The 17420-nt window shown below is 67.4% G+C and carries 20 protein-coding genes; 9 read left to right on the top strand and 11 right to left on the bottom strand.

Annotated elements, in window-relative coordinates; genetic code table 11:
• Positions 1-16: 16 nt before the first annotated feature.
• Together CKW06_RS06085 and CKW06_RS06080 are read right to left on the bottom strand one after the other, a co-directional pair.
• Positions 17-562, bottom strand: a complete 546-nt coding sequence (locus CKW06_RS06085; protein ID WP_024956994.1) for a redoxin domain-containing protein — start codon at positions 560-562, stop codon at positions 17-19.
• A 3-nt stretch (positions 563-565) separates the two neighbouring features.
• Positions 566-1360: an alpha/beta fold hydrolase gene (locus CKW06_RS06080; protein WP_024956993.1), complete on the bottom strand. Its 795-nt coding sequence runs from the start codon at positions 1358-1360 to the stop codon at positions 566-568.
• 294 nt (positions 1361-1654) lie between these two features.
• Between CKW06_RS06080 and CKW06_RS06075 the strand changes: the two genes are divergently transcribed.
• The 5 genes from CKW06_RS06075 to CKW06_RS06055 all read left to right on the top strand — a co-directional run bounded on the left by CKW06_RS06075 (position 1655) and on the right by CKW06_RS06055 (position 5231).
• On the top strand, positions 1655-2299 hold the full coding sequence (locus tag CKW06_RS06075; RefSeq protein WP_024956992.1) for an HvfX family Cu-binding RiPP maturation protein: 645 nt from the start codon (positions 1655-1657) through the stop codon (positions 2297-2299).
• A gap of 99 nt (positions 2300-2398) precedes the next feature.
• Entirely contained in the window at positions 2399-2881 is a 483-nt protein-coding gene (locus CKW06_RS06070; protein ID WP_024956991.1) for an HvfA family oxazolone/thioamide-modified RiPP metallophore, read from the top strand.
• A 55-nt stretch (positions 2882-2936) separates the two neighbouring features.
• The gene (locus tag CKW06_RS06065; protein WP_032963547.1) at positions 2937-3782 is read left to right on the top strand and encodes an HvfB family MNIO-type RiPP peptide maturase; all 846 of its coding nucleotides are present in this window, start codon (positions 2937-2939) and stop codon (positions 3780-3782) included.
• Positions 3775-4509, top strand: a complete 735-nt coding sequence (locus CKW06_RS06060; protein ID WP_024956989.1) for an HvfC family RiPP maturation protein — start codon at positions 3775-3777, stop codon at positions 4507-4509. The genes CKW06_RS06065 and CKW06_RS06060 overlap by 8 nt, the downstream gene beginning before the upstream one ends.
• An 83-nt stretch (positions 4510-4592) precedes the next feature.
• A complete protein-coding gene (locus CKW06_RS06055) occupies positions 4593-5231 on the top strand; it encodes a ferric reductase-like transmembrane domain-containing protein (RefSeq protein WP_024956988.1) in 639 nt (212 codons plus the stop codon).
• Positions 5232-5367: 136 nt separating this feature from the next.
• Here CKW06_RS06055 and CKW06_RS06050 read toward each other — a convergent pair whose 3' ends face one another.
• The 5 genes from CKW06_RS06050 to CKW06_RS06030 all read right to left on the bottom strand — a co-directional run bounded on the left by CKW06_RS06050 (position 5368) and on the right by CKW06_RS06030 (position 9678).
• The gene (locus CKW06_RS06050) at positions 5368-6504 is read right to left on the bottom strand and encodes a metallophosphoesterase (RefSeq protein WP_032963544.1); all 1137 of its coding nucleotides are present in this window, start codon (positions 6502-6504) and stop codon (positions 5368-5370) included.
• Between the two features lie 134 nt (positions 6505-6638).
• Positions 6639-8177 (bottom strand): TerC family protein, encoded by a 1539-nt coding sequence (locus CKW06_RS06045; RefSeq protein WP_024956986.1) that lies wholly within the window; start codon positions 8175-8177, stop codon positions 6639-6641.
• Between the two features lie 43 nt (positions 8178-8220).
• A complete protein-coding gene (locus CKW06_RS06040) occupies positions 8221-8445 on the bottom strand; it encodes a helix-turn-helix domain-containing protein (protein ID WP_024956985.1) in 225 nt (74 codons plus the stop codon).
• Entirely contained in the window at positions 8445-8912 is a 468-nt protein-coding gene (locus CKW06_RS06035) for a DUF2975 domain-containing protein (protein ID WP_005408493.1), read from the bottom strand. The genes CKW06_RS06040 and CKW06_RS06035 overlap by 1 nt, the downstream gene beginning before the upstream one ends.
• Before the next feature lie 184 nt (positions 8913-9096).
• Positions 9097-9678 carry an NMCC_0638 family (lipo)protein gene (locus CKW06_RS06030; RefSeq protein WP_005408492.1) on the bottom strand — a complete coding sequence of 194 codons (582 nt, stop codon included), beginning with the start codon at positions 9676-9678 and terminating at the stop codon, positions 9097-9099.
• Positions 9679-9807: 129 nt separating this feature from the next.
• On the opposite strand from CKW06_RS06030, the gene CKW06_RS06025 reads away from it, so the two are divergent.
• Together CKW06_RS06025 and CKW06_RS06020 are read left to right on the top strand one after the other, a co-directional pair.
• Positions 9808-10119 carry an ArsR/SmtB family transcription factor gene (locus tag CKW06_RS06025; protein ID WP_005408491.1) on the top strand — a complete coding sequence of 104 codons (312 nt, stop codon included), beginning with the start codon at positions 9808-9810 and terminating at the stop codon, positions 10117-10119.
• A gap of 24 nt (positions 10120-10143) precedes the next feature.
• Positions 10144-11616: a DUF2867 domain-containing protein gene (locus CKW06_RS06020; protein WP_024956984.1), complete on the top strand. Its 1473-nt coding sequence runs from the start codon at positions 10144-10146 to the stop codon at positions 11614-11616.
• Here CKW06_RS06020 and CKW06_RS06015 read toward each other — a convergent pair.
• The gene (locus CKW06_RS06015; RefSeq protein WP_024956983.1) at positions 11577-12008 is read right to left on the bottom strand and encodes a pyridoxamine 5'-phosphate oxidase family protein; all 432 of its coding nucleotides are present in this window, start codon (positions 12006-12008) and stop codon (positions 11577-11579) included. The two genes, CKW06_RS06020 and CKW06_RS06015, sit on opposite strands and share 40 nt — an antisense overlap.
• 284 nt (positions 12009-12292) lie before the next feature.
• On the opposite strand from CKW06_RS06015, the gene CKW06_RS06010 reads away from it, so the two are divergent.
• Positions 12293-12727, top strand: a complete 435-nt coding sequence (locus tag CKW06_RS06010) for a hypothetical protein (protein ID WP_024956982.1) — start codon at positions 12293-12295, stop codon at positions 12725-12727.
• Positions 12728-12762: 35 nt separating this feature from the next.
• Positions 12763-13269 carry a PaaI family thioesterase gene (locus tag CKW06_RS06005; RefSeq protein WP_024956981.1) on the top strand — a complete coding sequence of 169 codons (507 nt, stop codon included), beginning with the start codon at positions 12763-12765 and terminating at the stop codon, positions 13267-13269.
• A gap of 9 nt (positions 13270-13278) precedes the next feature.
• On the opposite strand, the gene CKW06_RS06000 is transcribed toward CKW06_RS06005, so the two are convergent.
• The 3 genes from CKW06_RS06000 to CKW06_RS05990 all read right to left on the bottom strand — a co-directional run bounded on the left by CKW06_RS06000 (position 13279) and on the right by CKW06_RS05990 (position 17369).
• Entirely contained in the window at positions 13279-15021 is a 1743-nt protein-coding gene (locus CKW06_RS06000; RefSeq protein WP_024956980.1) for a GGDEF domain-containing protein, read from the bottom strand.
• A gap of 162 nt (positions 15022-15183) precedes the next feature.
• Positions 15184-16209, bottom strand: coding sequence for an AI-2E family transporter (locus CKW06_RS05995; protein WP_024956979.1), 1026 nt, complete (start codon positions 16207-16209; stop codon positions 15184-15186).
• A 107-nt stretch (positions 16210-16316) separates the two neighbouring features.
• Positions 16317-17369 carry a sensor domain-containing diguanylate cyclase gene (locus CKW06_RS05990; RefSeq protein ID WP_024956978.1) on the bottom strand — a complete coding sequence of 351 codons (1053 nt, stop codon included), beginning with the start codon at positions 17367-17369 and terminating at the stop codon, positions 16317-16319.
• Positions 17370-17420 lie beyond the last annotated feature (51 nt).

Raw genomic sequence — 17420 nt, 5'->3', positions numbered from 1 at the left:
GCCATGGTAGCGCGGCTCAGGGGCTGGCCAGCAGGCGCTGGATCTCGCTTTCGGTACGTGCGTAATCGCCTTCACCGTGGTGGCGGTAGACCACCCTGCTCTGCCGGTCGACCAGGTAAAGCGCCGGCCAGAAGCGGTTGCCCCAGGCGTTCCAGATCCGGTACTGGTTGTCCTGCACCACCGGCCAGGTGATATCCAGCCGCGCGATGGCCTTGCGCACATTGCCGGGCAGGCCTTCGTAGGCGAACTCCGGAGTATGCACGCCGATCACCTGCAGGCCCTGCCGCGCGTAACGTGCATGCCACTGGTGCACATGCGGTGCCACGTTGAGGCAGTTGCTGCAGGCGTAGGTCCAGAACTCGACCAGCACCACCTGCCCACGCAGTTGATTCAACGCGAGCGGTGGGCTGTTGTGCCAGGGCCCGCCGCCATCGAACCCGGCAGCAGGAGCGGCCTGCGCCGGATGCGCACCGGCCTCCGGGCTGGGCAAGGCCATCAGCACCGCCGCCCCACCCAGCAGGCCCAGCAGCAACGGCAGTACATACACACGCAGCGCGCCCATCGTTCAGCCTCCCTGCTCGGCCAGCGGCAGTTCGGCCGGCTTCACGCCTGCGGCTTCCAGAATGCTGTCAGCCACCTGAGCCGGGTGCGAGAGCAGCGACACATGGCTGCTGCCGATCGATTGCAGCTGCGCGCCAATGCGCTTTGCGGTGGCCGCCTGCAGTTGCGGCGACAACATGAGGTCGTCACGGCTGAGCACGTACCAGCTCGGCTTGCTGCGCCATGCGGCCACAGTGACGGACTCACCCAGCGCGCTGGCCTTCAAGGGCACCTGCGTGCTGTACAACAGTGCAGCGGTCTTCTTCATCACATCCGGTGCGAAGTCCTGGGCGATGGCGTCGGCTGGCAGGGTCAGGTAGCCGTCCTTCTCCTGCAGGCGCGTCAGGCCCGGGCCGACCGGATAGCCCTCGCCCTGCTGTGCCGATGACTGCCCGGCATCCGGTGCGAATGCGGCCACGTACACCAGCGCCTGCACCTTGGGATCGTTGCCCGCTTCGGTGATGACCGTGCCGCCCCAGCTGTGGCCGACCAGCACGACCTTGCCCGGTGCGGCGGCAATCGCGCGACGGGTGGCGGCCACATCGTCGGCCAGCGAGGTAAGCGGGTTCTGCACGGCCACCGCAGGCAGTTTCCAGTCATGCAGGGTCGTGATGACCTTGTTCCAGCTGGAGCCATCGGCGAAGGCACCGTGGACCAGGATGACGGTGGGCGCGGCGCCGGCATCGGCCTCGGCGGCGAATGCCGGCGTCGCGACGCCGGCAAGGGCGAGGGCAGCGGCGAGCAGGGTGGTGCGGATCATGGGTGGCACTCCGGTGTTGGGAGTGGCCATTTCCGCCTGGGGGTGTATCGGCGCTGTTTCGCTGCGAGGCAGAGTTGTACCGGACTGTAGGGCGGCGGCGGATTTCTACAGTTGGATACATTCGGCCGCTGGGTATGGCCCGGCGAACGCCCGACGCGGCGTCTTTGTATCTGACTGTACGACCCCCCTGACACAGCCACAGTCGCTGACAAAACCCCGGGCAACAGCACACGTTGCCGATACCTGCGTGGCTCGGAATGGCCTCCATCGACCACTGGCCCGCAGGACACTCCCATGATCAGCTCCGCTTCTTCCGTGTATACCCCCCGCCTGGACGCCGTCGGCCGCTGGCTCTCGCCATTGGCGCTGCGCGCCCTGCTGGCCTGGGAGTTCTTTGAATCGGGCCGCGAGAAGCTGGGCGGACAGAACTGGTTCGCCGACCTGGAAGGGCGTTTCCCGTTCCCGTTCTCCACCCTGCCTGCATCACTCAACTGGCAGCTGGCCACCTGGCTGGAACTGGTGGGCGCGGTGATGCTGCTGTTGGGCCTGGCCACGCGCTCGGTGGCCTACATCTTCTGGGTGCTGACCCTTGTTGCCATCGCTGCCGTGCACTGGCCGGACCAATGGAACAGCCTGGGTGAGCTGTGGCAGGGCTACGCAATCACCGACCAGGGCTACGGCAACTTCAAGCTGCCGCTGCTGTTCCTGGCCATGCTGCTGCCGCTGATCCTCAACGGCGGCGGTGCACTCAGCCTGGACCGCCTGCTGGCCGGCCCGCAGCGCGCCACGGCGGGCAACGACGGCCTCGGCTGGGGCGTGAGCCTGATCGCCCTGCTGCTTCCGGTCGCCGCGCTGCTGCCCGGTATCGGTTTCGGTGGCGCACTACTCGGCGGCGCCCTGCTGCTGGGTTACCGACTGCGCCGTCGCCGCAACGCCTGATCCGCTTCACCCCTTCCCGCGCTTCTTCCCTTCGTTTCCGTCGCCTTCAAGCGGCGTCCATCCCGCACGCCCTGCGTGCCCATCCAAGGAGTCATCACCATGTCCGTCTCGACCAAGAACACCGCTGCTTCCCGTCTGCCGCGCATCGGCGCCATCGGCATCGTCCTGGCCGGTGGCCTGCTGCTGGCCGGCCAGGCGGCCGCGATCCAGCCACTGGCCATCGGTGCCGTGGCCATGAGCGCCGCCGCCGAAGGCAAGTGCGGTGAAGGCAAGTGCGGCGCCAACAAGGCCGCCACTGGCAAGCCTGCCGCCAAGGCCAAGGCCAAGGTGGCCGAAGGCCAGTGTGGCGAAGGCAAGTGCGGCGACGCTTCGTTTGCCCGCACCGACCGTGACCACGACGGCCGGGTCTCGCGTGCCGAGTTCAACGCCGTGGCGGCCAAGCGCGCCGCTGAATTCGACCGCATCGACACCGATCACGACGGCTACATCAGCGAACAGGAGGCGCACGACTACCTGCGCAGTGTCTACACCGCCAACGGCAAACCGATGCCGAAGGGCCTGTTCTCCCGCGTCAACGACTGATCGTTCCCCTCGGCGCCGCCGCCACGGCGGCGCCACTGCCCTGGAGTACCGTCGCATGCGCTTGCCCCTGCCTTCCGCCAGTGCCGGTCTCGGCCTGCGCCGTGGCCTGATCGATGAACTGCTGGCGATGCCGGCCGATGCCATCGACTTCCTCGAAGTGTCGCCGGACAACTGGATCGGAGTTGGCGGTGCCCACGGCGCCGCGCTGCGCCAGCTGAGTGAGCGCCATCGCCTGACCTGCCACGGCCTGTCGCTGTCGCTGGGAGGGCCGGACCCGCCGGACCGCACCCTGCTGACGCAGACCCGCGCGTTCCTCGACCTGCACCAGGTGCAGCTGTACAGCGAACACCTGAGCTACTGCGCCGCCGGCGGCCATGTCTATGACCTGCTGCCGCTGCCGTTCACCACCGAGGCCGTGCATCACGTTGCCGGTCGAATCCGCCAGGTGCAGGACACACTGGGCCGGCGCATCGCCGTGGAGAACATCTCCTACTACGCCGTGCCAGGCGCGGACATGAGCGAGATCGACTTCATCACTGCAGTGCTGGCCGAGGCCGACTGCGACCTGCTGCTGGACGTCAACAATGTCTTCGTCAACGCCTGCAACAACGGCTACGACGCCTTCGATTTCCTGACACGCGTGCCGGCCCACCGCGTCGCCTCGCTGCACGTGGCCGGCCACTTCGACGAAGACGATGGCTTCAAGATCGACACCCACGGCGCGCCGGTGAAGGGCGTGGTCTGGGCGCTGCTGGGTGAGGCCTATGCGCGTGTCGGCGTGCGCCCCACCCTGCTGGAGCGCGATTTCAACTTCCCGCCTTTGGCCGAGCTGCTGGCCGAGGTGGAGCAGATCCGCCACGCGCAGGCCGATGTGCTGCTGCCCGAGGTGGCCCATGGCTGAGCCGCTGGCCACCCTGCAGCAGCGCTGGGCCGACCATGTACGCGACCCATCGATGCCCGCGCCTGAGGGCATCGATGCACGGCGGATGGCGGTCTACCGCCGCCTCTGCATCGACAGCCTGGACAGCCTGCTGGCAGGCAGCCTGCCGCGCCTGCAGGCGCAACTGGGTGATGCCTGCTGGCGCGACACCGTGGAGCACTACTACGCGCGGCATGCCTGCCATACCCCACTGTTCCCGCAGATCGCCGGCGAATTCGCCGCGTGGCTGGGCGTGCAGGCAGACCTCGCGCTGCCGGGCTGGGTGGCGGAACTGGCGCATTACGAAAGCACGCAGCAGGCACTGCACATTGAAGCGCGGGACACCGGCCAGCAGCCGTTGCATGCGCCACAGGCAGGCAGCGTGCTGGCGCTGTCTCCACTGGTGCGGGTGCTGGGCTACCAGTGGCCTGTGCATGAGGACGCCGGCCAGAACGGTGCGCCTACCACGATGCCGACGTTGCTGCTGCTGCGACGCCTGGGTGACTTCAGCCTGCAGGTGCAGGAACTTTCACCGCTGGCATATGCGCTGCTGTCGGCGTTCGGCGATGACGGCGCCCGTGCGGAAGACGCGCTGCAGGTACTGGCCGATCTGCATGGCGTGGCCGCCGACGAACTACGCACAGCCTGCATTCCGCTGCTGGGCGAGCTGTGCGCGGCCGGCGTGCTGGTTGTGCCGAACGACTGTTGAAGGCGCCGGCCAGCGACCGGCACTCCCCATTCCTTGGCCGGCCAGAGGCCGGTGCCACCCATTTCCTGATTCGAGGTTTGATCATGGCTGTTTCCAATACGTCCTCCCTGCACGGCTGGCGCCTGTTCGTGGCCATCGCCGTGGTCCTGATCGCCTTCGCACTGGCGGCGTTCACCCTGCAGCCCGACGTGGTCGAGGGCAGCCGCGCGGCGATCCGGGTGACGGCACGCACATCGTTCCTGCTGTTCCTGGTCGCCTTCACCGCATCCTCGTTCGCCAGCCTGCTGCCCAGCCCGTTCACCCGCTTCCTGCTGCGCGAGCGTCGCATCGTCGGCCTGTCGTTCGCGTTCTCGCACCTGCTGCATGCGGTGGCGATCACCGCCTTCGGCATCCTCAACCCCGCGTTCTGGCCGGCGCGCTCAGTCCTGGCCAACCTGCCGGGCACGATCGGCTATGTAGCCATCCTCGCCCTGGCCATCACCTCGCATCGTGGCATCGCCCGCCGCATGGGGCCCACTGCGTGGCGTCGCCTGCACGTGACCGGCATGTGGATCATCGCCGCAGTGTTCACCTATTCGTACTTCAAGCGCGTGCCCGGCAACTTCTGGTACGCGGTGCCCTCCGCGTTGCTCTTCACCGCCGTCGTGGTGCGTGCGATCGCCAAGCGGGCGCAGTCGCTGCGGCGCAATGCGCATGCGCGGCCGCCGCTGCGGAGTTCTTGAGGAGGCGGTTACCTGTAGAGCCGAGCCCATGCTCGGCTGCCTCTGGTTCAGCCGAGCATGGGCTCGGCTCTACAGAGGGATCCCAGCACGAAAGGCAGCGAATTCCCTGCGGAAAGGGATCTGACCCCACTTCAGGTCACGGGGCGCGGCGCAGGGTGATCAGGGTGATCTCCGACGGCACGCCGATGCGCGCGGGGAATCCGGCCCACAGGCCAGCGCCATTGCTCACGTACAGTGTCATCCCGTCCACCTCGTAACGCCCGGAGACATAGCCACCGTTGGCCTGCTTCACCAGCTGGTCCATGCCGATGATCTGCCCGCCGTGGGTATGCCCGGACAACTGCAGCTTTACGCCGCGCGCCGCCGCCTCGCGCGCGTTGCGCGGACGATGGTCAAGCAGGATCACCGGTGCGGACGGATCGGCCCCGGCCAGTGCAGCATCCAGATCCGGCAGCGGCAGACCGTAGCGTGCGGCCACCGGGTCGGTGACCCCGGCGATGGTCAGCGCCGCATCACCGCGCCGCACCTGCATGTGGCTGTTCTCCAGCACCTGCATGTGCAGCGCGCGAAACGCCTGCATCCAGTCCTGGTACTGCGCGTAGTACTCGTGGTTGCCGGTGATGGCGACGACACCGTCCGGCGCCCGCAGGTCCGCGAGTGGGCGGGCGTCGTCACGGCGGGCCTCGACACTGCCGTCGATCAGGTCGCCGGTGATCACGATCAGGTCCGGCGTCAGTGCGTTGCTCTCATCCACCACCCTGCGCACCCAGTCGCCGGTCAGCAGGCGACTGGCGTGGATGTCGGTCAGCTGCAGCACGCGATAGCCGTCGAACGCAGCGGGCAGTCCGGCGATGCTCACCTCGATCTGCCGGGGCTTGGGCACCGCCATGCCCTGGCTGATGCCGTAGCCACTGACCAACAGCGCAAGCAGCGCCGCCGCCGGGCGCAGCAGCGGCGCACGAAGCGCCGAAACAGCACGGGGCCAGCGCAGCAGGCGGGAAGCGAGCAGGCCCACATCCAGCGCCAGCATCAGCAACGCCAACAGCAACACCGCCGTGGAACCAGTGGCCAGCGTGGCGATGGCCAGCTTCGGGATCTCCGGCGAGGCCATCGTGCCCCAGAACATGGCGACGATGCGCAGCTGCACGGCAACGCCCACCAGCAGCAGCGACAGCACGACCTTCATCCAGATGGGCATGCGCAGTGGCCAGAACAGGCGCCAGGCCACATACAGGCCCATCAACAAACCGATCGTACTCAGCACTGCAACCATCCGGAAAGGAAAGCGGGCCCGCCATGGTGACGGTTGTGGGAGGCGTTGTGTAGAGCCGGGCCCATGCTCGGCTGCCCAGGAAGCCGTCGAGCATGCCTCGACGCTACAGAACCCCGATCGCGCATGGCTCGACGCTACGGATGCCCCAGGCGCTCCACCCGCAGGCGGGCGATGCGACGCTTCTCCATCGCCAGTACGGTGATGCGAACATCCGCAATCTCCACCGCGTCACCGATGTCCGGCAGGCGCCCCAGACGCTCCAGCACCAGGCCGGAGATGGTCATGTAGTCGGCACTCCGCGGCAGCGATACGCCGGCCAGCCGCTGCAGGTCGTCCAGAGTCAGCGCACCATCGGCCTCCCACTGGTCCTCGCCCTGCGCGACCACGCCATAGCGCTCGTCCTGGGTATCGACCAAGTCACCGGCAATGGCCGCCAGCAGGTCGTTGGCGGTCACCAGGCCTTCCACGCTGCCGTACTCGTCCACCGCCACCGCCAACGGCACCGGGTGCTGGCGGATCAGTTCCAGCGCCTGCAGCGCGCTGGCACTGGACAGCACGTACTGCGGCTCGCGCAGGTTGCCTTCCAGCTGCAGCGGCCTGCCCTGCAGCAGGTCGGCCAGCAGGTCGCGGCTCTGCACCACGCCACGCAGGCTGTCCAGGTCGCCATCACCCACCAGCAGGCGGGTGTGCGGCGACGCCACCAGGCGTGCCACCACATCCTCCTGCCCACGGGCCAGGTCGATCCACTGCACGTCGGCACGCACCGTCATCACGCTCGACACCGGGCGATCGGCCAGCCCCAGCACGCTGCGGATCATCTCGTGCTCCGCCGGCTGCAGGCGCTCTTCGGCATCGACGTGTTCGTCCGCGCTTTCGTCGTCGTGGCCATTGGCCGGGCGCGCGCCCAGCATGCGCAGCACGGCGTCGGCGGTGCGCTGGCGGAACGGCTGGCGGCGCTCGTTGCGCTCACGGTTGAAACGCACCCACTGGTTGAACGCCTCGACCAGGATCGAGAAGGCAATCGCCGCGTACAGGTACCCCTTCGGAATCTTGTAGCCCAGGCCCTCGGCCACCAGGCTGAAACCGATCATCAGCAGGAAGCCCAGGCACAGCACCACCACCGTGGGATGCTTGTTGACGAAGCGCGTCAGGGGCTTGCTGGCCAACAGCATCAGCGCCATCGCGATGGTCACGGCGGCATACATCACGCCCAGGTTGTCGACCATGCCCACCGCGGTGATCACCGAGTCCAGCGAGAACACCGCGTCGAGCACCACGATCTGTGCCACCACCATTGCGAAGCTGGCGTAGACCTTCTTGCCATCCTCGTGGTGTTCGCGGCCTTCCAGCCGTTCGTGCAGCTCCATGGTGCCCTTGAACAGCAGGAACAGGCCACCGCCCAACAGGATCAGGTCACGCCCGGAGAAGCTGTGGTCGAACAGCGTCAGCAGCGGCTCGGTCAGTTTCATGATCCACGCCAACGCCGCCAGCAGCACCAGCCGCATCAGCAAGGCCAGCGCCAGGCCGATTACCCGCGCACGGTCACGCTGGTGCGGCGGTAGCTTGTCGGCAAGGATCGCGATGAACACCAGGTTGTCGATGCCGAGAACGATCTCCAGCACGACCAGGGTTGCAAGGCCCATCCAGATCGAGGGGTCAGCCAACCATTCCATTTCAGGTCCGTTTCGTCAGTAGGTAAGGGAAAAGAGCGACCGCTCAGTCAGCGTCCTGTGCCTGCGCCGGGTCGTGCCCGAGCAGGTCGCCGGGCGTGCACTGCAGCTCGCGGCAGATCGCATCAAGGGTGGAAAAGCGGATGGCGCGCGCCTTGCCGGTCTTCAGGATCGACAGATTGGCCAGGGTGATGTCGATGCGCCCGGCCAGCTCGGACAGGGTCATGCCGCGTTCCTGCAGCATGCGGTCCAGGGTGATAACGATCGTCATCAGATGACACCGTCGAGGTCGTCGCGCATCGCTGCGCCCACGGCGAAGACGCGCGCCAGCACGAACAGCATCAGCACGGCAACCAGGCCAGTGATCGACATGCCACCGCCGACCTCCATCCAGGTGAAATCCGGGCCCATCCAGGCCGCATAGGCACCGATCAGGATCGACAGCAGTTCCATTGCCAGCATCAGCCAGGCCATGCGCTGCAGGCGCCGTGCATTGGCGTGGGTGAACGGCCGCTCGCGCGCCGCCGACTTCAGCAGCCTCAGCAGATGGCGCAGGAACAGCAGGCACAGCACCAGCAGCGCGATGATCGCGCCCAGGCCCAGGCAGAAGTGCAGGAACAGATCATTGCCGTGCGCGGCAGCGGCCTCGGCGTCATGCACGCTGTCGAGCAGCCAGCGACGGTCGTGGGCGACCAGCGGCACCGCCAGCAGTGCGGCCAGGATGCCCAGCCAGCACATCGCCCGGACGGCCTGTACGGCGGCCTGGGCCAGGGCAAACAGGCCTCGCGCGGGTCTGGCGCGGGCGGGACGAGCGGTCAAGCGGCCTCCGGTGTTGGGGTGGACGCGCCGCCCCGGGATGGATTTATCGATAAACGATATATCACACGCCCCGTGAAAGGCTGAACCGCAGGCGTGGCTCCTGTCAGGGCCCGGGCGCGCCACGCTCCAGCATCGCTTCACCCGGCGTCGCAGAGGCCATCGCCTGCACGCCGGCATCGGCGGCCTGCCGCGTGACCAGGCGGAAGCGCACCTGCAGCTTGCCCTGCCCCGGGGTGGCCCAGCCGTACTGGATGGCCACCTGATCGGCCGACAGCGGCCCACGTCCCGGCAACGAGCGCGCCTGCAACGGCATCGGCGCGGCCTGCACCAACCGGGCGAATCCCTTCTGTACGACCGCCGCGTCGGCCTTCTCGGCGTAGACCGTGCACGTGCCATCATCAGCCCAGCTCACCGCATAGCGGCCACTGGCCAGGGGCACCATCCAGGCCACGCCCGATTGCCCCTGCAACAGCGTGGCGGCTTCGGCGGGCTGCAGCGGCGACAGCCCATTGGATTCCATCAGCGACTGCAACCGCGCCGGGGCCCCGATGTGCTGCATGCAGGCGGTATCGAACAACTCGCTGAAGGGATCCTGCGCCGGAGCCTTGGCCTTGGGCGTGCGCGCGGGTTGCGCCGCCGCCAGGGTGGGCAGCAGGGACAAAGCCAGCCAGAACGCAGGACGCATCGGGATTCCACGCTACGGAAAACAGCAGGGAGGATGGCAAAGCCCGGGCGTGCCGCGCAATGGGTCATGGCTTGACAGCCGCCACCGGCGGGAGGATTATCAGTTAACGAATTAGTTAATTAGCTCGCCATGGACCGAATCTTCGAAGCCCTTGCCTCCACCGCCCGCCGGCAGATCCTGGCCTATCTCAGTGCCGGCGAACTCAGCGCGGGCGAGCTGGCCGAGCGCTTCGACTTCAGCAAGCCGGCGTTGTCCAGCCACCTGCGCATCCTCGAGGAAGCCGGACTGATCGAACGCGAGAAACGCGGCCAGTTCGTGTACTTCAGGCAGGTACCCGACCGTTTGGCCAACACGTTGTTCTCGTGGGCGGCCGAAGTCTGCCCGGTCGGCGGCCCGCTCAAGCGTGAAGCCCGCGCCCGTCGCAAGGCCCCCGCCCGCTGATCCGCCCCGCCAAGGAGCATGACGATGCCTGGTTCGACCCGCGATCGCCGTTCGTTTCCAGCAGTGCAGCTTCCGGCACAGGACGGCGGCAGTCCGACCGAAGTCACCCTGATCGCGCAGCTCGGCATCGGTGCCGGTGACGCGCTGGTGAGTGACGCCGGCCAGCGTCAGCGCCACCACCCGGCGTTCATCGATGCGTTGGATGAACCTTCGGCGCGACTGGGTGGCATGCACCTGCAGCACGGGGATGCCTCCTCGCTGTACAGCTTCACCGTCGGTGCCGGTGGCCACCCGTTTCATCGCCATGCAGGCCCGCGCATGTTCACCGCCATCGCCGGCAGCGCGGGAGCCGAGCTGCGTTTCGCCACCGCCTCCGACACGCAGCTGGCAGCAGATCCTGGTGCCTTCGCGCGCACGCTTCGGCGCATCCGCATCCCACCGGACTGCCTGTTTACCGTGCGCTTCGGCGGCGGCACCTGGCACCAGTTCGCGTCGAACCATCCTGCACATCCCGCGCTGTTCGCGTTGTCCTGCCACAGCAATGAACTGGCCGGCGCGATGAGCGAGCAGGCGCGTGCACAGGTGCAACGCAATGCCGCCGATATCCCCAGCCTGACCGAGGTGCTTGCGGAATCGCACTGGCCTTCGGGCACCTCGCTTGCGGCGGCACCGCTGTTGCAACTGTCGCTGCAGGCGGCGCCTCCCAGCCTGTGCGCACATCTCTGCGCGCGTACCCGTGCCCTGCTCGGCCCGCTGCGCCGCATCCCCATGCGGCCGCTGCGCGGGTTCGTCGAACGTGCCACACCGGCCTATCCCATCCGTTCGCGGCCCGCCGCCACCGATGGCCTGCTGCCCACAGCGCTGCCGCACAGCCACTACCAGGACCTGACCACCCTGTGCCTGGAACCCTCGCAGGTGGTTCACCGTTCCGCGTCGGCACTGCTGGCCGATGTACTGGACGGCTTCCTGCGCAATCCGCCCAGCGGCGTAGGCCATCTGATGGCGCTGCGAAACCGGCTGGTGGCGCCGTTGCGGTTGCGCACGTCGCCGCTGGGATGCCCGGTGTCGTCACTGCTGTCGACCGATCGCAGCCGGTTGTTCGCTGGTCGATTTCCGGTGCTGGATTCGCACATCGATGCGCAGGACAACGACGCCGAAGTCCTGCTCGGCGCCGACGATCGGCACCTGCGTTTCCGCAGCAGCGTGCGCGTGCAGCGGCGTAGCGATGGACATGTCGAGATCAGCCTGGGCTCTCGCGTGCAGACCTTCAATGCGTTCGGCGGCATGTACATGGCACTGATCGACGCCGGGCACCGGCACTATGTCGCGCCGGCACTGTTGCGGCGTGCGGTGGAACACGCCTTGGCACCGGAGCTGGCCAATGTTGGGGATCCGGCAGCACACCCTGCGCACTGCTGCCCCTGGAACACGATGCGCCGGGCCCTGCGCGGTTCCGCTCAGATCACGATTTCGCCCTCGTCCTCGCCATCCCAGTAGTGGATGCGGCTGGCGCGCACGTGAATCAATACCAGTCCCGGTGTATCCACGCCCTGTTCGAACCATCGCTCCAGGTCCTTCACCCAGTGCTGGCTCATCGTGGCCCGGTCGCGCACCAGCGCTGCCCTGCCCTGCACGTGCACGAACAACGGTGGCCTGCCCAGCAGCGACTTGCTGCCGGAAAAACCCAACGCGACGGCGGGGTCAGCTTCAATCTCGCGCACCATGTCGGTGTCTTCGGTGGTGAAGAACCAGCTGTCACCGTCATAGTCCACGTCGCCGTTGTTGCTCATCGGACGACCGGCAATCTCTCCGCAGGCGTGGGTCTGCAGCATCGTGAAATCGATGCCGGCCATTTTCCTGGACAGTTCAGGCAGGGTGAGCTGAGTCATGTCGTCGTCCCTCGTCGGATGGAATCCCAGCGTCTGCGCAGAGCGGTGACCGAAGCGTGGATGGGCAGTTGCGACCTCTTCACAGAAAACGCGATAGGGCGCATGGCACGTGTGTGACGCATTCCTCACCACCACACCCGCGTTAAAGGCGGATGGAGGAACGGTCCTCCACGCCGCGACACGCCTCTAACAGGGCATTGCCCGAGAATCGCGCAACCTCGCGATGCATCCGGCATGGCCGCCGGCATCACCGGGGCTCCCCTCCGCAACCGCATGGCCCCCACATGGACCTGTTCGCCTGGCTCGCGTTCGGCTGCTACCTGTTGACGTTCTTCATTGTCTCGCTGTTTGCTGCGGCCTACCTGAAACGCTCCGACTTCATGCCCTACCACGGCCAGGCCGTGGGCCTGCCATGGAAGGAGGTCGAACCGCGCATGCAGTTGCTGCTGATGGCACTCATCCGCGTGGTCGGCGCCGGTTGGATCGCACTGGCCGGCGCCGGCGTGATGCTGGCCTGGCTGATCTTCTTCGGCGGACACTTCGCGCTGCCGCAACTGCTGGCCTTCCAGTTGTTCTGCCTGGTCGCCACCGTGCCGCCGGTGCTGGTCGCTTCCGGCGTGCGGCGACGCACCGGTGCGCGTACACCGGTGCCCGCCGGCGCCGCGGTGGTGCTGCTGTCGGTCATCGGATTCGTGCTGGCCCTGTTGGCACTGTCCTGATGCGTGCTCCCTCCTATCCCTCCATCGAGGCTCCCATGAATCCCGAATCGATCTTCTACAGCGTGGTCAACGGTGATCTGCCGCCCTCCCAGGCGGGCACCCTGCTCGGCTGGCGATTCGTCGACTACGACGACGCACTGCGCCGCATCCATGTCGAGTTCGACGCCGGGCCGATGCTGACCAACCCGATGGGCAACGTGCAGGGAGGCTTCCTGTCGGCGATGCTGGATGACTGCATGGGGCCGGCGATCTACGCCACACTGCCCGCCAACCGCATCGCGGTCACGGTGGAATCCAAGACCAGTTTCGTCAGTCCGGCACGACCAGGGCGCATCATCGGTTGGGGCGAAGTCGAGCACAGCAAGGGGAGCATCGCCTTCACGCGTGGCTGGCTGACTGACCCGGCAGGCAACGTACTGGCCACCGCCACCGCCACCTTCCGGGTGGGTGCGCTGCGCTGGCGTGGATTATCGGTACCACGTCCGATCGCGCGCCGGATGATCGCGCGGACGCTGCGGCGGGTGCATGCACGCATCGGCTGACGCATGCCCTCAACGCGTGATGCGACCGCCACCCGCCACCCGTACCCGATCACGCCCCTGCGCCTTGGCCCGGTACATGGCCGCATCGGCGGCTCGTAGCAGGGTGCGCCAGCCCAGCGCGTCGGTGCCGCCCTCGGCCACGCCGAAACTGGCGGTCACCCGCAGCACGGTGCCGCCGGCCAGCGCGATGTCCATCTGCTGCAGGGCCAATCGCAATGACTCGGCCAGCTGGCGGCCACCGGCCAGATCACCGTCGGCCAGCAGCACCAGGAATTCCTCGCCGCCATAACGGGCGATGCTGTCGCTGCGGCGCAGCTGATGCCGCAACAACTGCGCCACCCGCACCAGCACTTCGTCGCCGGCATCATGGCCATGGCCATCGTTGATCGCCTTGAAGCGATCCACGTCCAGCAGGATCACCACGGCGCTTGCATCGCCCCCCGCGTGTCTCTGCTGCACCACCTCATCCAGCGCGCGCCGGTTCAACAATCCGGTCAGCTCGTCGGTGCCAGCGAGCTGGCGCAGCTCGCTGGTCAGTGCCGAGCGCTCGCGCGATTTCTCACGCAGTACTTCGATGGCGTCGAACAAGCGCTGCATCTCGGCCAGCGGGTGGGTGATATGCTGCTCCGGACCGGGTGCATCCGAGGCAAGCTGGATCACCTGCGCCTGCGCCTGCAGCAACGGCTGCAGGATCTGCCGGTGGGCAATGCGCAATGCCACGCCCAGCACCACCAGTGTGCCCAGCGCGGTCGCCACCAGCACGGCCAGGCGCATGGCCTCGCGATTGCGGGTGCGTTCAAAGCGGGCGATGGACACGCTCAGGTAGCCATCACGCAGCGCCTCAAGCGACTGCAGGGTCGGCACGTAGCGCGTGGTGAATTCGGCGGCGGTCCATGGCGGCGGCAGGCCTCGGCGGCCATCTTCGATCAACTGCTCGATCATCGGCAGCGATTCGCCGAAGAACTGCCGACGCGCCATGTCCCAGTGCCATGACAATTCAGGGTCACTGCGGAACACCGACTCGTGGCTGCCCGCCAACCGCCACAGCTCCAACAGGCGACCCTCGGTCTGCAGTGCAGCGCGTACCTGTTCCTCCCGCCATGCCCCTGGCACCGCCACCGGCGCCATCACATTCGAGGCCAGGCGGCCACCATGCTCGCGAAGATCGATCAGCACCTGGCCCTGCATCGCCGGAATCGCTGCTTCACGGTCGGCGCTGACCAGCACGTTGATCTGTGCCGAGGTCAGCAGGTGCAGGCGATCGACCACGGAGAACATGCCACTGATCGCACGCTCCACCTCCTCCACGCGGCGTGCGTCATGGGGTTGCGCCACGACCCGGTCGACCGCAGCCCGCGCCGATTGCAGGCGACGTTGCGCGTCGGCCAGCAGCCCATGCTCGTCGACCACTCCCGGATCAGCCTTGAACACGGTGTCCAGCTGCAGCAGGGCAGCGTCGACCCGCTTGCGCGCGGCCACCAGCTGCGCGGCCAGCGGTGCCTGCTCGGCCGCATCGGCCGGGTCGGCCCCCAGCAGGCTGTTGGCGGGGCCGCGTTCGGCCGACACCAGGTTGGCCAGGTCGAAGGTCTGCCGCAGCTGGCGCAGGCTGGCCAGGTTGTCCTCGGCGGCCGTGAAGCGCAGCGTGCCCTGCACCAGTGCGATGGCCATCAGCGGCAGCGTACAGACTACGAACAGCCCAGCCAGGATCCAGACCCAGGTCCGCAATCCGATGGGCGACGCCTTGCGGGCCATGCACATTTCCCCTGTAGTGCCGAACACTGTAACGGCCGGCTACACAGGCGCCAAGCCACTCGCGGGCCAACCGTGGCGGTGGGTATACCCTGCCGACCGCGAACGCACCGACAAGGCCGCGCGAACATTCGAACCGGGACAAATACGTCATGCCCAGCCGCGTCAGATCCAGCGCTGGTCGACCAGTTCGCGCTTCACGTAGGCGTAGAACACCGGTGCCGCCACCAGGCCGGGCAGGCCGAACGCCGCTTCCATCACCAGCATCGCCAGCAGCAGCTCCCAGGCGCGCGCCTGGATTTCACCGCCGACAATGCGCGCGTTGAGAAAGTATTCCAGTTTGTGGATCACGATCAGGTACAGCAGCGCGGCCACGGCCACGTAGAACGAGACCGACAGCGCGACGATGGTGATGATCGTGTTGGAGATGATGTTGCCCACCACCGGCAGCAGGCCGGCGATGAAGGTGATCAATACCAGCGTCTTGGACAGTGGCAGGTGCACGCCGAACAACGGCAGCACGCCCAGCAGGAAGATCGCGGTGAACACGGTGTTGAGCAGGGAGATCTTCACCTGCGCGAACACCACCTGGCGGAACGCGGTGGCCAGGCGGCTGGTGCGCCCGATCAGCTCCTGCGCCAGCGGCCCCATCGTCGGCAGCGGCAGTTCATCGTACAGCGCGATCATCGCGCCCAGCACCATGCCGATCAGTACGCGTACACCCACCTGCACCACCGAGGTACCGGCCACGCCCAGCTGGCGCTGGTGCTCGGCGGCCCAGTCATTCAGCGCCGCACGCAGCGCCGGCATGTCCTCGGGGATATACGGCTGCAGCAGCGCCGGTACCTGGTGGCGCGACGAATTGAGGATATCCATCAGCCGTGCCAGCAGCGCGTCCGGCCCACCGGTCTCGTTGCGGAAGAACGACGCCACACCGATCCCGGCCAGCACCAGCGCGCTGATGATGATTGCCGACAACACGATCACCGCGATCGCCCGCGCCCGCCCCGGCGGCAGCCTGCCTTCCACGGTGGACGCCAGCACATGGGTCAGCTGGAACACCAGCAGGCCCGACAGCAGCGTTACCACCAGGCCGAGCTTCAGCGCCAGCCACATGCCCAACAGCATCATCAGCCAGGCCGCGATCCTCGCAACGGGGGGCTTGGGCTGGGCAACGAGGGCGTCTTGCATGGGCGGCGCGTCCGGGCGGGGTGGCCCATGGTAGAGGATTGGCGTGCCGATTCCGCGTGCAGGATGAACGGGCGTTTCGGCCTCGTTCGGCGGCAGCCGTGCCGCATTCACTCGCCGTAGCTGGCTGTGTTCTTGCCCTGCCGCTTGGCGTGGTAGAGCGCGCGGTCGGCCAGTGCCAACCAGTCCTCGACACTACCGCCACGCGGCGTCGCGGCAATACCGATACTCACGCTGAACTCCACGCCCGGCGTGGCCTGCCGCGCGGCCTCCAGCAGGTGCAGGCGCACCCGCTCGGCCACGTGCATCGCATCGACGGGCGCGCAGTCGCACAGCAGCACCACGAACTCATCGCCCCCCAGCCGCGCGGGCGTATCACCGGGCCGGGCAAAGGTGCGCAATGTCGCCGCGATATGCCGCAGCACCTCGTCACCGGCGCGGTGGCCATGCGAGTCATTGATGCGCTTGAAATCATCCACATCGAGCATCAGCAGGCAGGCAAAGCCGCCCTGGCCCTGGGCCCGGTCCAGCGCCTGCTGCGCACGCAGGATCAGGAAGCCACGGTTGGCCAGCTCGACCAGCGGGTCCATACGGCTGAGCCGCTGCAGCTGACGGTTCTGCGATTTGACCCGGCGCGCCAGCTGCCAGCTGAGAATGCTGAGGCCGATGCCATACACGAACAGGAACGGGACACTCAGCACGATCGTGCGCTGCGAGGTGACCGGCTGGTAAGGGAAGCCGAGCAACCACCAGGTGAGTGCGAAGCCCAGCAGCAGGGCCAGCGTGGCGCGCATCGCCAGGCGCACGCCACCGGCAGCGATCTTGTCGGCCACCAGCAGCGCGGCGAACAGTGCGCTGGGCACCGCGCTCAACGCCATGAAGGCGATCCAGCCACCGCCGAAGAAGGAGTCGGCCACCATGCAACGGAACTGGACGACCGCCGGCTGGCGGGAGCGCTGGGTCAGCAGCAATGCCAGTGCCGGCCACGCCAGCGCGTTGAGCAGCAGCAGGACCCACGCCAGCCCGCCATCCTGGCGTTCAAGCATGATCGAGGCGATGGGGATCGCTCCCAGTCCATTGCCGACGAAACGCATCCACCCGATGCGACGTGCCGCGCCAATGCCTTCGACCGCGCCTTCCGCCGAATCGGTGAAGAATGGCATTGCCGCCCCCTTGCGCGATCGCACCTGCTGCTAAGGCCCTTGCCGGGCTGC

Source organism: Stenotrophomonas maltophilia, from assembly GCF_900186865.1.
Classification (GTDB): domain Bacteria; phylum Pseudomonadota; class Gammaproteobacteria; order Xanthomonadales; family Xanthomonadaceae; genus Stenotrophomonas; species Stenotrophomonas maltophilia.
This window is presented reverse-complemented; position numbering and strand designations above follow the sequence as displayed.

Excerpts from the sequence above, each read along its gene's own strand:
- CKW06_RS06085 (WP_024956994.1), bottom strand. The coding sequence starts at position 562 with ATGGGCGCGCTGCGTGTGTATGTACTGCCGTTGCTGCTGGGCCTGCTG.
- CKW06_RS06080 (WP_024956993.1), bottom strand. The coding sequence starts at position 1,360 with ATGATCCGCACCACCCTGCTCGCCGCTGCCCTCGCCCTTGCCGGCGTC.
- CKW06_RS06075 (WP_024956992.1), top strand. The coding sequence starts at position 1,655 with ATGATCAGCTCCGCTTCTTCCGTGTATACCCCCCGCCTGGACGCCGTC.
- CKW06_RS06070 (WP_024956991.1), top strand. The coding sequence starts at position 2,399 with ATGTCCGTCTCGACCAAGAACACCGCTGCTTCCCGTCTGCCGCGCATC.
- CKW06_RS06065 (WP_032963547.1), top strand. The coding sequence starts at position 2,937 with ATGCGCTTGCCCCTGCCTTCCGCCAGTGCCGGTCTCGGCCTGCGCCGT.
- CKW06_RS06060 (WP_024956989.1), top strand. The coding sequence starts at position 3,775 with ATGGCTGAGCCGCTGGCCACCCTGCAGCAGCGCTGGGCCGACCATGTA.
- CKW06_RS06055 (WP_024956988.1), top strand. The coding sequence starts at position 4,593 with ATGGCTGTTTCCAATACGTCCTCCCTGCACGGCTGGCGCCTGTTCGTG.
- CKW06_RS06050 (WP_032963544.1), bottom strand. The coding sequence starts at position 6,504 with ATGGTTGCAGTGCTGAGTACGATCGGTTTGTTGATGGGCCTGTATGTG.
- CKW06_RS06045 (WP_024956986.1), bottom strand. The coding sequence starts at position 8,177 with ATGGAATGGTTGGCTGACCCCTCGATCTGGATGGGCCTTGCAACCCTG.
- CKW06_RS06040 (WP_024956985.1), bottom strand. The coding sequence starts at position 8,445 with ATGACGATCGTTATCACCCTGGACCGCATGCTGCAGGAACGCGGCATG.
- CKW06_RS06035 (WP_005408493.1), bottom strand. The coding sequence starts at position 8,912 with ATGTGCTGGCTGGGCATCCTGGCCGCACTGCTGGCGGTGCCGCTGGTC.
- CKW06_RS06030 (WP_005408492.1), bottom strand. The coding sequence starts at position 9,678 with ATGCGTCCTGCGTTCTGGCTGGCTTTGTCCCTGCTGCCCACCCTGGCG.
- CKW06_RS06025 (WP_005408491.1), top strand. The coding sequence starts at position 9,808 with ATGGACCGAATCTTCGAAGCCCTTGCCTCCACCGCCCGCCGGCAGATC.
- CKW06_RS06020 (WP_024956984.1), top strand. The coding sequence starts at position 10,144 with ATGCCTGGTTCGACCCGCGATCGCCGTTCGTTTCCAGCAGTGCAGCTT.
- CKW06_RS06015 (WP_024956983.1), bottom strand. The coding sequence starts at position 12,008 with ATGACTCAGCTCACCCTGCCTGAACTGTCCAGGAAAATGGCCGGCATC.
- CKW06_RS06010 (WP_024956982.1), top strand. The coding sequence starts at position 12,293 with ATGGACCTGTTCGCCTGGCTCGCGTTCGGCTGCTACCTGTTGACGTTC.
- CKW06_RS06005 (WP_024956981.1), top strand. The coding sequence starts at position 12,763 with ATGAATCCCGAATCGATCTTCTACAGCGTGGTCAACGGTGATCTGCCG.
- CKW06_RS06000 (WP_024956980.1), bottom strand. The coding sequence starts at position 15,021 with ATGGCCCGCAAGGCGTCGCCCATCGGATTGCGGACCTGGGTCTGGATC.
- CKW06_RS05995 (WP_024956979.1), bottom strand. The coding sequence starts at position 16,209 with ATGCAAGACGCCCTCGTTGCCCAGCCCAAGCCCCCCGTTGCGAGGATC.
- CKW06_RS05990 (WP_024956978.1), bottom strand. The coding sequence starts at position 17,369 with ATGCCATTCTTCACCGATTCGGCGGAAGGCGCGGTCGAAGGCATTGGC.